This window comes from Dyadobacter sp. 676, from assembly GCF_040448675.1.
Taxonomy (GTDB): domain Bacteria; phylum Bacteroidota; class Bacteroidia; order Cytophagales; family Spirosomataceae; genus Dyadobacter.
The window spans coordinates 5,755,733-5,770,460 of the sequence record NZ_CP159289.1; the positions used below are offsets into that span (position 1 = coordinate 5,755,733).

9 protein-coding genes are annotated in these 14,728 nt (G+C 53.5%); 2 read left to right on the forward strand and 7 right to left on the reverse strand.

Features of this window, described 5'->3' with window-relative positions; genetic code table 11:
* Positions 1–94 precede the first annotated feature (94 nt).
* Together ABV298_RS25490 and ABV298_RS25495 are read left to right on the forward strand one after the other, a co-directional pair.
* On the forward strand, positions 95–1,465 hold the full coding sequence (locus ABV298_RS25490; protein ID WP_353718952.1) for a hypothetical protein: 1,371 nt from the start codon (positions 95–97) through the stop codon (positions 1,463–1,465).
* 59 nt (positions 1,466–1,524) lie between these two features.
* Positions 1,525–2,784 (forward strand): dipeptidase, encoded by a 1,260-nt coding sequence (locus tag ABV298_RS25495; protein ID WP_353718953.1) that lies wholly within the window; start codon positions 1,525–1,527, stop codon positions 2,782–2,784.
* A 19-nt stretch (positions 2,785–2,803) separates the two neighbouring features.
* Here ABV298_RS25495 and ABV298_RS25500 read toward each other — a convergent pair whose 3' ends face one another.
* The 7 genes from ABV298_RS25500 to ABV298_RS25530 form a co-directional block, all read right to left on the reverse strand.
* A complete protein-coding gene (locus tag ABV298_RS25500; protein WP_353723253.1) occupies positions 2,804–3,496 on the reverse strand; it encodes an alpha/beta hydrolase in 693 nt (230 codons plus the stop codon).
* Between the two features lie 24 nt (positions 3,497–3,520).
* Positions 3,521–3,742 (reverse strand): hypothetical protein, encoded by a 222-nt coding sequence (locus ABV298_RS25505; RefSeq protein WP_353718954.1) that lies wholly within the window; start codon positions 3,740–3,742, stop codon positions 3,521–3,523.
* Between the two features lies 1 nt (position 3,743).
* Positions 3,744–7,667 (reverse strand): PVC-type heme-binding CxxCH protein, encoded by a 3,924-nt coding sequence (locus tag ABV298_RS25510; RefSeq protein WP_353718955.1) that lies wholly within the window; start codon positions 7,665–7,667, stop codon positions 3,744–3,746.
* Between the two features lie 35 nt (positions 7,668–7,702).
* Positions 7,703–8,023 carry a hypothetical protein gene (locus ABV298_RS25515; RefSeq protein WP_353718956.1) on the reverse strand — a complete coding sequence of 107 codons (321 nt, stop codon included), beginning with the start codon at positions 8,021–8,023 and terminating at the stop codon, positions 7,703–7,705.
* A gap of 224 nt (positions 8,024–8,247) precedes the next feature.
* Positions 8,248–10,596 (reverse strand): TonB-dependent receptor, encoded by a 2,349-nt coding sequence (locus tag ABV298_RS25520; RefSeq protein ID WP_353718957.1) that lies wholly within the window; start codon positions 10,594–10,596, stop codon positions 8,248–8,250.
* Between the two features lie 160 nt (positions 10,597–10,756).
* Entirely contained in the window at positions 10,757–13,825 is a 3,069-nt protein-coding gene (locus ABV298_RS25525) for a two-component regulator propeller domain-containing protein (protein WP_353718958.1), read from the reverse strand.
* A gap of 53 nt (positions 13,826–13,878) precedes the next feature.
* Entirely contained in the window at positions 13,879–14,511 is a 633-nt protein-coding gene (locus ABV298_RS25530) for a response regulator transcription factor (RefSeq protein ID WP_353718959.1), read from the reverse strand.
* Positions 14,512–14,728: the final 217 nt, after the last annotated feature.

Below are 14,728 nucleotides of genomic sequence, written 5' to 3' on the forward strand. Positions count from 1 at the left end.
TCCTATGCTTACTAATAGGAGTTAAAACAACCGAAAACAGCCGGAGGAATTATCCGGCGGCGCAACGAACTATTCCTAATCACTGAGCTTCAAAATGAACGTAAAGCAACAAACCGAAGGAGCAAAAAGGGCGGCGGGTCCACGTCCAGCGGCCCGAGCCGGGGATTCGGGCGCGTTCCTGACACGCCGTGAAATGCTCGGAATGACCGGGATGGCCGGCCTGGCCGCTTTGGCGGGCAGCGCAACCGGCGCTGTCCCGCAAACCGCGCAACAAAGGCCGCGCATTGCCTGTCTCGTTACTTATTGGGGCGCTACCCGGTCGCATGCCGACTGGATCATCACCAAACTGCTCGACGGCTATTGGTGGCAGGGCGCGCACACTCCTTCGCGGGTGGATGTGGTGTCCGTTTACATTCATCAGTTTGAAACCAGTTTGCTCGGACAGAAAATCTGCAAGGCCAGGAACATCCCGATTTTCAGGACTGTCGGTGAGGCGGTTTCGCTCGGAGGGAAAGAACTTGCCGTGGACGGCGTCGTCATAGTCGGGGAGCATGGCGAATACCCTACCAATCTCAAAGGGCAATGGATGCTGCCGCGCTGGTGGATTTACCAGCAGGTAATCAAGGTTTTCGAGCAAAGCAAGCGCTCGGTACCTATTTTTAACGACAAGCACCTTTCCATTAGCTGGGATGAAGCCAAATGGATGTTTGATAAGTCCCGCGAGCTGGATTTTCCCCTGACCGGCGGCTCTTCCATACCGACCTACTTCCGCAAGCCCGAGATCGAGCTCGATATCGATACGCCCGTCCAGACGTCGGTCGTGGTGGGAGGCGCTGCCGACGAGGGTGCCCTTTTTCACTGCGTCGATGTGCTGCAAGCGTTTGTGGAGCGTCGGCGGGGCGGTGAGACGGGCGTCAAGGCTGTGCAATGTATCCGCGGGTCCGAAACCTGGAAATGGACCGAACGTAATCCCTGGGCGGCCAGGCTGCTTGAATCCATACGTGTTAATTTTGAATTGAAACCAGGGCATTTTCAGGAGATCGCCAAACCCAACGTCTGCATTGTAGAGTACAACGACGGCACCAAAGCGGCGGTATTTTCGGGCCAGGGTGTCGGGTGGACCTATGCCGGAGAAATCGAAGGGCGCGGGGAGCCGGTGGTTATTTCCATGCTTGGCTGGCCGGGCCCGTTTTCGCAGTATCACGCCTCCAACTCGCAGCCGCATTGGATCACCGAGATGATGGTAACCGGAAGGGAGCCATTCAACGCCGAGCGACTGCTCCTTTCCACCGGGATTGTAGCCTATAATATGGAATCGAACTGGGAGAACGGCCGTTACTCCGCCATCGGACGCCGGATCGAGACGCCCTACATGAATATGACCTACCGCTCCACACGGACTGCGCAATTCAGTACCGGCGAAAGACCACCCAACGTGCCATATATGCGGGGGTTTGCGGAATAGTGTATGGGTGAATGGGCTCATTCAATCATTCAAATCATTCAATCATTAATTCAGCGCGCATGAAACGCCGAAACGCCATCAAGAGCCTGGCACTTTTGCCGGTAACAGGTAATATTCTCCGGATTAATCCCGCATTATCCGCCCCGGTTGCGGAAAATAGACTTCCTTCTTCCGGGCCGATGCCCGATCTGCATCGCGAGGCATTTGTAATGGACGGTCATACCCATGTGATGAGCCGCGAGCTGGTGCTGAAAACCGATATCGGCCAGCGTTACCCGGACGGGACGGTCGATCTCCCCAGGGCCAAAGAAGGCGGGTTGGACGCGATGTTCTTCTCGGTTTATACGCCTGAAAATTATTATCCCGGAAGGTTCGAAACCAAGAATACTTTTCGCGTGATAAACCTTGCATTGGACCAGATCAGGAAGAATAACTCGATGATCGAGCTGGCGCTGACGGCCTCCGATATCGAACGTATCAGTAAAAAAGGCAAAATGGCGGCTTTTTTGGACCTGGAAGGCGGCTATGATCTTTACGGCGACCTGGACCTGCTGCGGGCGCTGTACAAGCTCGGCCTTCGATCCATGCAGCTGACTGCCCACAGTACCACCAACGCGTTTATCGATGCTTGTAACGACGTCTACACCTGGGGCGGCATTAACGACCACGGCCGGGCGGTGATCAGGGAAATGAATAATCTCGGCATGGTAATCAACGTCGCGCATGCGTCCAACGACGCCATCATCCAGTCGGTGGCCGCGAGCCGCCATCCGGTGATTTATAGTCACGGTGGTTTTTATAAGATAGTGGACCATCCGCGGTGCATTACCGACGAAGCCGCCAAAGCGATTGCCTCGAAAGGCGGCGTTATCGGCGTCCATTTTGGAAGCCTCTTCAACAATCCGAAGTACTGGGCATGGCAGAAACCGAAAAACCCGATCAAGGTGCAACCGAATCCCCAGCCTAAAATACCACGGATCCTTAGCACTCAGGTTACCACCCAGACCATCGAGGATGTGGACCGGGAGTTTGCGCGCGAGCTTCCATTCACTTACAATGAAACCATTCCGGACGAATACTGGATGCATGTCGACCAGCTCGCCCGGGTAATCGACTATGGGGTAAACCTGGTTGGCGAGGACCATATCGCGCTGGGTTCCGATCTCGACGGCGGCCCAGAACTGCCCCGTGAAATCAGGGATATCAGCGATTATCCGCAGATTACCATCGCCATGCAGAAGCTGGGGTACAGCGATCAGCGGATCAAGAAGATACTCGGACTAAACTGGCTGCGTGTGATCCGGCAGGTGACCGGGTAGCGGCATACAGTTATAACCTTCATTTCTTGTTTGTGAAAAGCCCTTCCACCCGCATCCATTCGACAACGTCCCTGAACCATATATCGAACGGCGGGTAGGAGAGGAAGCCATGTTCGCCTTTGGAATAGATATGCAGCGCGCCATCTACGCCATTTTTCTTCAGGGCATTGTAAAAACCGATGCTGTTCGAAGCCGGAACGACTATGTCTGCGCCGGAATGTACAAGAAACGCGGGAGGCGTGGCCCAGGTAACCCGAAGTTCGTTTGAAAATAAGCGGATGGTTTCCGGGCTCGAGTTTTTCCCAAGCAGATTGTCGCGCGAGCCGATATGCCCGGTGCTGTCGTTGAAGCTGATTACGGGGTTTATCAGGATCATAAAATCGGGCCGTAGACTGGTTTTTCCGGTTTCGTCGATATAGCGTGTTTCGAAATGCGTTCCGGCGGTGGAAGCAAGATGGCCTCCCGCCGAAAAGCCCATTATACCAATGCGGTCGGGACGGACACCGAACTCCTTCGCACGTTCCCTTACGGTTTTGATCGCCTGCTGCGCATCCTGGATCGGTCCGAGGCTGGGGGAATCCATAATGCGGGCGTCGGGCAGGCGGTATTTCAGGACAAATGCAGTCACGCCCAATCTGTTGAATGCGCGTGCCACGTCGCTCCCTTCGCGCTTCGTCAACAGCATGCCATAGCCGCCACCGGGGCAAATGATGACGGCCGTCCCGTTGGCGGGTGTTTAGCGGGGCAGAAAAATCGTCAGGCCGGGAATGGAAACGTGCGAGGTGAGCGAATCGACCGTTTCATTGGCTGTCGATGTTTCCCGGTCGGGCCCGGCAATGGAATTGGGGATGGCTCCGGGGTAAAGCCGCATATAGCTTTGCGCGACGCTTGCCGTGCCCGGCAGGAGGCCCGGCAGAAGCATTCCCGCTGCGAGCAAATAAGGTGCTAATCGTGGCATTTCAAGGTATTTTGGGATCGGTTACAGTGAGTATTCCCTGCATGACACGCCAATGTCCCGGGAACGAGCAGATGAATGGATATTCGCCGGGCTGCGCGGGGGCCTTAAAATCCAGCCGGAAGCTTTTGCCTGCATTCACCAGCGGGGTTGCAAACAATACGTCCGCTGTCGAAGGCACAAAGTTCTTCTCAAATCCGTCCTTCAAACTCGCCATGGCATCGGCCGCCTCACCTACTTTTTCGACGGTGCCAGGCCGGACGATGACTACGTTATGTGGCATCAGGTCCGGATTTTCGAATACCAGGGTTACGGCTCTTCCCGCCGGAACCGTGAGCGTCTTTTTGTCGAAAGCCATTTTTGCTTCCACCGCAACCAGCTTTATTTCGATTGTTCCCAAATTTTCCAATGCGGAAAGCACTTCCTTTCTGTCTTTTTCCGGCACGGCATTAACCATGCTTTTCATTGTCCTGATCGCCATCGCAAACGCCTCCGAATTCTGAATGGACTCGGGTGTATCTTTCAATGATGCTACCCAATCCTTCGTCGGCTGCGTTTTAGCCTCGCTTTCAATGGTCATTTTCATGAGTAAAGGATAGGCCGCCGCTGGCGTGCGTGGGGCCAGTTCTTTTACTTTCTGAAAAAAGGAAGCTTTAAGACCGGCATCCGGCAACATCGAGATTCCTGTTAAATAGGCAGCTGTTTTGTCCTGAATGGCCTTTTGCAGGGATTGCTCCGGTTCGCCCGCCGAAATTAACGCCGCGAAGCCGGTCGCCTGCATCACCTGGCTGGTGTCGGTCGTGACAAACCGGGTCAGTTCGGTTCTGTTTTGTTTTAATTCCGACGGCTCCGAAGCGAGCAGAAGCTTAATAAGCTCCTGCTGGGCAGGGCTTTGCTGGTTGGGTTTTCTGTTTTTTTCTTCCCCGTAAATAGCATCCAGCAATACCTTCACTTTTCCGGTTTTCTGATTTTTGGCAAGACGATTCAAGGCCTCGGTTTTTAGAGCAGCGTCGATGTCGGGCCTTGTAAGCGTGGCCGTCAGCACTTCCGGAGTTTGTGGCAATGAGGAGAGCTCCTCCGCATTGGCCAGTTTCAACAGATAGCCATGGACTTGTTTCGGGTTGCTTCCGAAGCGCTTACCCTGCTTCATGCCAGCCAGCCAGACCGGTTTCAGGAAGCGGAACGTCTCGTGCATCGCGTAGTCCATATAATAGTCGCTCGGGTATTTGAAAATATCCGTAGCGGCGGTTACGGCCCGTTCCGAATCGAAAAAACTCAATGCGACCATCGCCTCGATCCGCACGCGCGGCGATTCGTCGTTCAGCCGGGCGCGCATCAGTTCCAGCGAACCTGGAATGCGGTCGCGCCAGTGTAACAGTATTTTGGTGGCCGCTGCGCGTGCCTGCGGCTCTTTCGCATTCAGGAGCGTGTGCAAAAGATGGGGTTCCACCACATCGAAATCCTGAAAGAGCCACAGCCCTTCCAGCAGGTTATGCTCGTATTGCGGATCGTTTTTATCCAGTGCGGCTACCCATTTTCTCAGTTCCGGCGAGACCTCCGTCGCCTTCTTTTCGCGGATTTGCGCACGCGAGCGGTACCTGAAACGGTCTTCGTAGGCTTTCAGGTTTTCAAGCAGCTGGGGTACGGTTTGCCCGGACACGTCGGTTACTTTCAGCACCGGCCTGTTTTTGTAAGTGATCCGCCATACGCGGCCGTGGGATTTGTCGCGGGCGGGATCGCGCGGCGGATTTTCACCGTGCGAGATCAGCGGGTTGTACCAGTCGACAATATACAGCCCGCCATCGGGGCCGAATTCAATGTCGATCGGCCTGAAATTGGGGTCTTCCGATTGCAGGATGGCCTCCACTTCCTTGCTGCCGATGCCCGAGCCACGGGGGACGATCCGGTGTTGTTTGGTACCCTGGAAGCCGATATTGTTATTGACCAGAAAATTACCCTGTACTTCGTCGGGAAATTGTCTGCTCGAAACAATCTCGATACCCGCAGTTGGCCTTACCCGTGTTTCCGTAAACGTTTCGATGCGCGGGTGCTTGTCGGGGTAGGTCACATTACCGGTCATCGGCGGGGCAAAATAATTCGAACCGTCGGACGCATCGCCGATCAGGTGCGTGCCCCATTTATCGAAAACACTTCCCCAGGGATTATAGTAAGGGTATGAAATGTAATGGGTCAGCTTAGCCGTGCGCGGCTCGTAGCGGTAGGTCGCGCCGGCATACGACCGTATGGGGCCGTAAGGGGTTTCCACCTGCGAATTCAGGAACGTTCCCTCATTGAAATACAATGCGCCGTCCTGTCCGAATGTAAACGCATGCGTGGCGTGATGGCTGTCTTCGGACCCGAAACCGGTTAGGACCACTTCGCGCAGGTCGGCTTTGTCGTCCCCGTCGGTGTCTTTTAAAAACAAAATATCCGGCTCCTGGGAAACATACACACCGCCGTCGCCGAATTCGAAGCCCAGCGGAAGGTAGAGGTCGTCGGCAAAGACGGTATGTTTGTCGGCCTTTCCGTCGGCATCGGTGTCTTCCAGGATCACGATTTTATCGTGAACCGGAATTCCGGGAAAGTACTGCGGGTAGGTCGGCATGGTCGCCACCCACAGCCTTCCGCGCGCGTCGAAGTTCATCGCCACGGGTTTTTCGATCGGGAAATCCTTTTCCGAAGCGAACAGGTTGATCTGATAACCTTCGGGCAGTTTGAATTTGTCGGTTGTCGCCGGCCACATTTTGTCGTGATGCGCATGCGCGACGGCTTTGGCGGCCTCGCCTTGCCGGCCTGTCATCGGGATATCCGGTATGAGCATCGGGTCAACCGGTTTTCCGCGTCTGTCCACAATTTCGACGGCCTTTTTATATGCTGCGGCATCGTCGCTTTTCGCCATTTCCCAGATCACCGAGTCGAGCGAGGCCGTCATCTGGTTTAGTTTTCGGAGCTCCGGCGGAAACGCGATTACGCCAAAAGGCTCTCTTCTGCGGCCGTAAATATATTCGCCGTTTACCGCACGCCAGCGGTAGAAGAAATGGTCGTCCTTCATCTTGATGACTGCCAGCAGCTTTTTGCTGTTCTCCGTGGTCATATCCGGCAGTTTTCCGAAACCCAGCGATTGCGCCATCCATTCGGCGGCCCGTTTATAGCCTGCGCCTGTGAGGTGAATGCCGTTGATCGTCAGCCGAGGCTGGCCTTTCTGCTTCATTTTGGTGAGGGAAGGCGTAAAAAGGTCTATAAAGTAGAGCCCTTTTTCCGAAGCTGTTTTTTGCATTGCGCGGGTATACAATTCCAGGTTTTTATTGTGCTCCGCCGGATCGGGGAAATGTTCGCCCATTTCCTCGTGCGCGATCGGGGACACCAGCACCAGGGTAGGCGCGGAGCGGCCGTTATACCGATGCTTTTGCAGGTTTTGGATAAATACATCGAGGTCTTTTTCGAATTGGGGCAAGCCCGCTACCCCTTTAAATGCCTCATTCATTCCAAAACACAGGAAAATAATGTCGGCTTTCTGATCGTACAGGTCCTGGTTCAATCCCGCGAAATTCAGCGCGACCGGCATAACGATCCGCTCGCCTTCGTGCGTGAAGCCTTGAAATTTTACTTCTTTCTGCCCTTCAGTAAGCCGCTTTGTTTTTTCTCCGAAACCCGGGAAGTTCAGCGGCCGGGGCTGTAAACCGACCTCGTCCGCACTCCAACCCATATTCCGAAGCGTGAGCTGGCTGCCGGGGAAATTTTTTTGAAGTAATGTTTCGAAATAGCCATAATGGCGCATCCGGTCGGCGAATGTATTACCGAGCAAAATGATACGGTCGCCTGTCTTCGGCGCGAATCCGGGATTAGGCGCCTGCCCGATGGACGGTTTTACAAAAGCGACCGAGAGGAAGACGATAACGGCAAGAATATGCTGAAGTATAGGTTTCATATGGGATAGGCTAATGCGGTAACGGCAGATTTGGGCTACCGGCCACTATTTTGTTTCAGGTTCTGTTTTTTTTCTATCTCGCGCTGCGGGATCGGCATGAAATACATTTTTTCCTGAAAAACGCAGGGAATGCCGTCCACCGGTTTAGGATTGTAAGTGTACGTGCCGGTAAGTGCCCCAGCAATGTCGGAGGAGTTATCCAGGCGCGTATTTATTTTCAGTTTTCTGAGAAGATTGTTGCGCAATGCGCATATCAGATATACCGTGACGTAGGAGGTGTCGGTGAGGGGCGGCCTGCGGTACCACAGATCGCCTAAAAGCGGCTCATCCGCGGGGACGGGTGTGGGCTTGTTCATTCGAGCTGCGATAAGGTTTGGCTTGCCCAAACGAAGTCCGGAGAGCGGGATTTCTACTCGGTCGCAGTTGTTGCCAGCGCATTCGAAGCGAAGCATTTGTAGCCGATATAGCTACCCGGCACGGGGCCAATCGGCCTGGGGCTTGCCGTACGGGCACTAAAAAACCCCGCATTCCGGCTGAATGCTTGCCGGAATGCGGGGTGCTGCCAAACAGAAAGGACGACTTAAAACGCGTAACCGAGAACCAGGTTAAACCGGCGTCCGTTCCCGCGTGTGTAATTGGCATCGTTGCCGTAAAACTGTGCGATGGTGGGGTAGTAGGCCGTGTTGAGCAGGTTTTCGATGCCCAGGCTTAGTCTGAACTGCCGGGTGACTTTATAGGCGGCTGCGAGGTTCCAGAGGTTGAACGACTCAATAGGGGCCTCTCCAAGCGCATAAACGCCCTTTTCGTTGGGTTTGAACCGGTCGCGGCTTCCCACGTACATCCAGTTGAGGTCAACATTCAGACCTTTGTGATTAAATTTCGCATACGCTGTGATCTTGGGAGGCGTGATCCGGTTGGAGTTCAGATAGGTGTCTTTCGGTCCGCTGAAATTTCCGTCCTGGTCCTTATCTCCTTTCCCTTCCACATACGCGTAGTTCCCGCCGACGGTCAGCCCGCCATACACACGGTAATCCATCTGTATCTCGTATCCCCAAACACGCTCGGGCATCCGCTCGGCGATATACACGCCGTCGACTTCCAGGAGATTGGAGCCGAGTTTCGACGTGCTGTAATAGTAGGCGGCGGTAAAGCTGAGCTTGCCCAACTGGCTGCTGAAACCGCCTTCGTAATTGTCGACGATAATAGGCTTCGTTTCCAGCTTGGATATCGTGCTTTCCCGGGCGGCGCGGAGTACCCTGCCCAGATCAAAAATGGAGAAGGACTGCGAATAGCTTACAAACGGGTTAAAATAGCGGAATTTGGAGTACCGGGCACCGGCATTGAACACAAGGGCATTGTAGTCGAGGATCCCGCCTTTCACGGCGATACTGCCCGCACCGTCGGGTCCCGTAGCCAGCGTATTGTAGTCATCGATTTGAATCCTTATGTTTTCGGCCCTTGCCCCGGCCTTCACATTCAGGTGGTTAAACCACTGCGTCGAAATCTGTGCGTAAGGCGCCAGGTTGCGCATATCGATGTTGGGGACCCACACCCGTCCGTCGACAAGGCTCTGAGCGGTTTGATCGTTCAGCAGGTCGAAACCGTAGGTAATGTCTCCCGAAATTTTGCTGGAAAACTGCAACGGGGTATTCAAATTAACCCTTAAACCCTTTTTGTTGGACACGATTTCGGATTGCCCGCTGCCGTAAAACGAAGCGGAATTGGAATATACCGTCCAGAAGTCCTGCAAGTAGACATTGGCCGTCAGGCTTGTCCGGCCGACGATCTCCTTGTTGGTATACTGGAGATTGAGGTTATGGTTATGTCTCGTCCCCTCATCGATCCCCACCCGCTTTCCCAGGACCCCGATGGCGGGGCTTTTTCCAAATACCCCGTTTTTCAGAACGAAGGCGGAATGCTGGTTCGAACTGTAATAATTGTACATTAGTTCAAGCCTTTGGCTTTCGGTAAAATCATACCCCATTTTTGTAAAAGCATTGTATATTTTGGTTTCGCCCAGGCCATATTCCGGCGAAATCACCTGTCCTTCGGCATCGCGGTAAACCCCGGTTTTCTCGTACATGCCGCTGACGACGTAATCGAATTTATTGAGCTTGCCGAAAAGCTGCTGGGAGAACCGGTAACCGATCGTGCTGTCGCCTTTGGTATTGCCGGTCAGGCCTGCCTGCGAATAGCCGCCGATTTTGCGGGCACCTCTGGGAACCTTGGTAATGTAGTTGATCAACCCGCCATCGGCCCCGTTGCCGTATATGGCCGTCGCGCCTTTGATTACCTCTACGCGCTCGATCACCGAAGGGTCGATGGAGCGGATATCGCGGCCACCTGCCCGAAGCGGTGTGGATTGCGGAATGCCGTCGATCAGCACGAGCAGGTTTCTGCCGCGAAGGGTCTGGCCGTAATTCCCGGTCTGATTGGTGGAGGAGCCCAACCCGGGAACCGCGTACCCCACGATGTTCGCAATATTGGGACTGATAGTTGACAGCGCATCGATCTCTTTCGGGCTGATTACGGTGACCGAAGAGGGCGTTTCCGCGAGCGATTCTACCCTGCGGCTGGCCGAGACGATCACTTCGTCGAGTTGCGAGGTATTTTCTTCCAGTTTAACTTCCACAACGGTGGTTGCCCCGGCGTCGATACGGATTTTTTGCTCCTGTGACGCGAAGCCCAGGGACGATATGCGAAGGGTTGCCGCGCCCGGCGCGATATCGGCAATGGCGAACGCCCCGTTTTCATCGGTATGAACGCCTTTGCCGCTTCCTTTGATAAGTACATGGGCCGACGGGACCGGCTGGTTAAATGAGTTTTTAACGGTTCCTTTCACGGTCCCTTTTTCCGTCTGGGCAAAGAGGTTCTGTCCGGATAAGGCGCAGAGGGACAATGTAAAAACAAGTATAATTCGAGGTAGCATCGATATGGGGATAATTAAAATTCCCGCAAAGATAGTTTATTTAGACTCATTACAAATGTTTTTTAAATGCATATTGCCCTTTGAGCGGAAGAGGCCGATGGGTTCGAAACGCGGCGCGCATAGCACGTATGCGACGAGAGAAGACGCCGCCTAGGCCAGGCTACCGCTTACTGGGAGCACTTGCCTGGTCATCGCTGCCAAAAGTCAGGCGGATCAGCGTGCAGTTTTCGCGCGGCGAGGTCGCCGTAATGCCGATGCCAAGCAAGACACACAAGTCCTTGACGATCACCAGGCCAATGCCTTTCCGGCCGGGATGCCGGGAGGCGTACACCCATTCTTCGTATGACCTGTAATTCCTGTTGAGCCAACCGGCTAATTCTTCCGGAAGCGCCTTTCCGTCATTCCCGATAAGGATTTGCTTTTGCCCGTTTTCTGCAACGGAGGACACGCTTATTTCGGATTGACAGACTTTCAGGGCATTATCGACCAGATTGTGTATGACGATGGAAAGCAGGTTGCGGTCGCTGTGCACGGTGAAGCCGGGAGCAACGGTACTTTGGATCAGCACTTCCCTGTAAGCTGCGATCGCGGCAAACAGGTCGGAAACAGTCGAAACCAGCTCATAAACATCAACTGTGGCCATGTCAGTACGTGCGGCCGCCGACTTGCTTTGCAGCTTGATATAATCCAGGATGTTTTTAGTCCGGGCATTCAATCGTTGAGAAGTGTTGAGTGTTTCGTCGCTCAGCCGGAGCATAAGCGGATCGACGGGCCCCTGCTTGTGCAGGTAATCATTAAATAGCTTGAGTGCGTAATCGATGTAGTACAGCGGTGTCTGAATATCGTGGTTTACGGCCGCCGTAATTTGGCTGATCACCCGGTAATGGCGTATCAGGCTGGCCTCGCGTTCCTTTTTGGCCAGGTGGGCAGTTCTCCATTTTACAGATACGAAGAATAATCCCGCCATCATGGCCAGCACCAGAGAGCGGAACCACCAGGTCTCATACCAGGCGCGCGGAACACGCAAATGCACGGTTTTGTAACTGAAATCATTTAATCCGAACCCGTTCTTTTTTTTGATTTTCAGCAGGTATTCGCCATAGGGGACATTCGAAACGGCTATCACCAGATCCGCATTGACCGGTACCCAATGCTCCGGACGTCCTTCTCCGGTAAGCGAATATTGAATCTGGACATTTCGGACATTACCGAAATAAGGTGTCGCGATCGCTACACGCAACTGTTCGAAATCGCGGGATACCTCCAGCGTGTCCGCGACGTCGAGTTCCTCGTTGTCTTCCCGGACGGAATTGATGAATATACCCTTGTCGGGAAGCTCCGGCTTGATCTCCTCGGGTTTGTACCATACCAGGCCGTCCATCGAAGGAAGCGATACGGTGCCGTCCGCCAATGTCGACGCGCAGGGCTGGCATCCGCCGTTGAACTCATTGGTTGTGAATCCATTGCTTTTATCGTAAAAAAGATAATACACCGGATTGCCGTTGTCGGCTGCGTAATCCAGCAGTTGTTTTTTGGCAACCTGAAAAAGTCCGCGGTTGGTGGTTATCCAAAAGAAACCCTTTCGGTCCCCGACAATGCAATGGGCCGTGGCCAGGAAGCGGTCGCTGTCCAGCGGAAACCTGACTACCCGGTTTCCCTTTAAAAGGAAAAAACCATTGCCGTAGGAGGTGATCCAGGTTCCGTCCGGTGTGGTATAACAGCTTCGGACTGTGATGTTTTCAAAGGGTTTGACTTGCCGGAGCGCGCCGGTGCCGGAATTCAGTCTGTAAAGGGCATTCTCGGTAGCTAAAAACAGGGTTTTACTATTTTCCTGCCCTAAAATCGTAACAGCCTTCACGCCGAGCCTGAACATCAGCCGTGCCGTGTGCTTATCATTTTTCTCTTCGATCGAATATATCCCGTTGGTTTCACATCCGACCCATAGCCTGCCGCCGGGTTCCAGAAAGAGCGACTGGGCTTTTTCGGGCAGCGTAATATGGGCGAGTACTTTTCGCCCGGCCGCGTCCATTTTGTAAACATCGAATCCAAACTGGACCCAGAAGGTGCCGTCGGGGCAACGGGCCATGCAGAATTTGCTGCTGATCTTTTCGAGAAAAGGAGAAACCCGGGTGATTACCGGCCCGGAAGCGCCGGCGCCCATGGAAAAAAGATAACCCTGGGCAGTCAGAACAGAGCCACGCCCCGCTACCTGGGCATAATATACGTTGTCGGCATTAGCCGCCTGCAACTTGTGCGTGTGGAAATCCTCTTTTTTAAACAGCAATAACCCTTTCGTCCGACTCCCCAGAAACAGGCAGCCGCTCTGCGCATCGAAGAATGTGGCAATGATATCCAGGTTGTCGAAATCGAAACCTTCCAATAGCAACTGGGTGGTCAGGTTGCCCGACTCCGAAGGTTTCAGGAGATAGAGCGCGCGATCCAGATATAAAAATGCCTGATGGGAAGTATTGTTCCAGAAAAGGCGGTGGTGGTTCCTATTTGCGACGTAACGGCGGTTGGCCAGAATATCCCCGCTGAGAGCCGCCTTGCGCGGGATGTTGCCGAGCGCCAGTAAGTTCCCCTGATCATCGATGCCATAAGGATGGGAGTCGACCAGAATAAGATGCCGGAAATGCCCTTTCGAAGTAAAAACGCGCTTGCCTTTTCGAAAACAAATCACCTGGTCTTTTATCCAGACGAAATGGCTCCCGTCATTTGCGATGGCGAAATAGTGCTCGCTGGCCGGGTCGATATGGTATTGCGCCGGCAGACTGGCCAGTATGCTGTTGTGTCTCGTTTCGTTCCGGGAGAACGGATTGTACCGCTGGTAGCGGGTATAAAATGTCGGGTCCACCGAAACCAGCCCGTCGCGGCGGATACCTATATACTCGTTTTTTTCCGATAAGGCGTAAAATTCGTAGCGCCTTCGTGCGGTATCCCCCAATGCCGGCACGAAACCACGGATGCGGTTGGTGGAAATAGGAATGACCGATTTTTCAAAAGTCATAAAACGGTGGCCGTCGAAGCGCGTCAGGCCCGCTTCGGTCGTCAGCCAGACGAAGCCGTTCCGGTCCTGCATGATGGCTTTGACGCTATTCTGCGGGAGGCCGCTCTCGTCTGTGAATTGCCGGAACCAGTAACCCGGCGGCTTTTGCTGTCCGTAGCTGTGCGTCGACGACAGCAGCCAGACGATACACAAGATAAGCGGAACGATGGGGCTGGATTTCATTCGGTCGTGCTCGAAAGGCATTTCGGGAACAATCAGATGCCGTATACTGGGGGCTATCTGTTTAGCTGAAAATAGGTAGTCAGCTCGATTACATTCCCAACGCCCAGTTTTTCAAAAATTTTAGCCTTGTAGATGCTTATGGACGAAGGCGAAAGGTTCAGATGCTGGCTAATCGACTTGGTCGATGCCCCCTTTACCAGCAGCTGGGCGACTTCCAGTTCCCGCTCCGAAAGCTTTTCGATGAGCGATTCCTGATCGTCCCTCGCATTGAACAGCTGGCGGAAAGCGTGCTGCGTTACCTCGGGGCTCGTGTAGGTACGACCGCTCAGCACCTGGTTTACGGCCGTGATAAAGTCGCTGTTGATCGCCGTTTTGGAGATATAACCATTCGCACCGGCTTTGAGGAACGGTAATGCATATAGCTGCTCGTCGTAGCTCGAACAGACCAGTATCGGGATATCCGGCTGCTTTAACCTGACCGAATGGATCATGCTTACTTTGTCGCCGCCGGGAAGGTTGATGTCCATGATCAGCAGGTCAAATCTGCGCTTTTCGAGTATGGCGATCGTCTTGAAAAAGTCGGTTGTACAGGTCACGGTCGCCTCGGGCTTATGTTCCATCAATAAAAACTGAATTCCCGCCAGTACGAGCGGGTGATCTTCGGCGATAATGATCTGAATATTCATTTAAATCAGGAAAAAAATAGGGACCGGAGGTCTGCGTCGACACTTTTAAGGAAAGGCTTCGATAGTATTACTTCGGTGCGATACTAAATTTTTTAAATAGAATAAACAACATTTTTTAATCAACGTTTAAATTATTTCTAAAAAGCCGACAGGGCCGGCGCCTTACTTTTGTCTTGTCTCCGATCCGGTATTATATACTTGGATTTTGAGGTAGTAG

Coding starts and splice junctions, on each gene's coding strand:
- ABV298_RS25530 (WP_353718959.1), bottom strand. CDS start 14,511: ATGAATATTCAGATCATTATCGCCGAAGATCACCCGCTCGTACTGGCG.
- ABV298_RS25495 (WP_353718953.1), top strand. CDS start 1,525: ATGAAACGCCGAAACGCCATCAAGAGCCTGGCACTTTTGCCGGTAACA.
- ABV298_RS25520 (WP_353718957.1), bottom strand. CDS start 10,596: ATGCTACCTCGAATTATACTTGTTTTTACATTGTCCCTCTGCGCCTTA.
- ABV298_RS25490 (WP_353718952.1), top strand. CDS start 95: ATGAACGTAAAGCAACAAACCGAAGGAGCAAAAAGGGCGGCGGGTCCA.
- ABV298_RS25525 (WP_353718958.1), bottom strand. CDS start 13,825: ATGAAATCCAGCCCCATCGTTCCGCTTATCTTGTGTATCGTCTGGCTG.
- ABV298_RS25515 (WP_353718956.1), bottom strand. CDS start 8,023: ATGAACAAGCCCACACCCGTCCCCGCGGATGAGCCGCTTTTAGGCGAT.
- ABV298_RS25505 (WP_353718954.1), bottom strand. CDS start 3,742: ATGCCACGATTAGCACCTTATTTGCTCGCAGCGGGAATGCTTCTGCCG.
- ABV298_RS25510 (WP_353718955.1), bottom strand. CDS start 7,667: ATGAAACCTATACTTCAGCATATTCTTGCCGTTATCGTCTTCCTCTCG.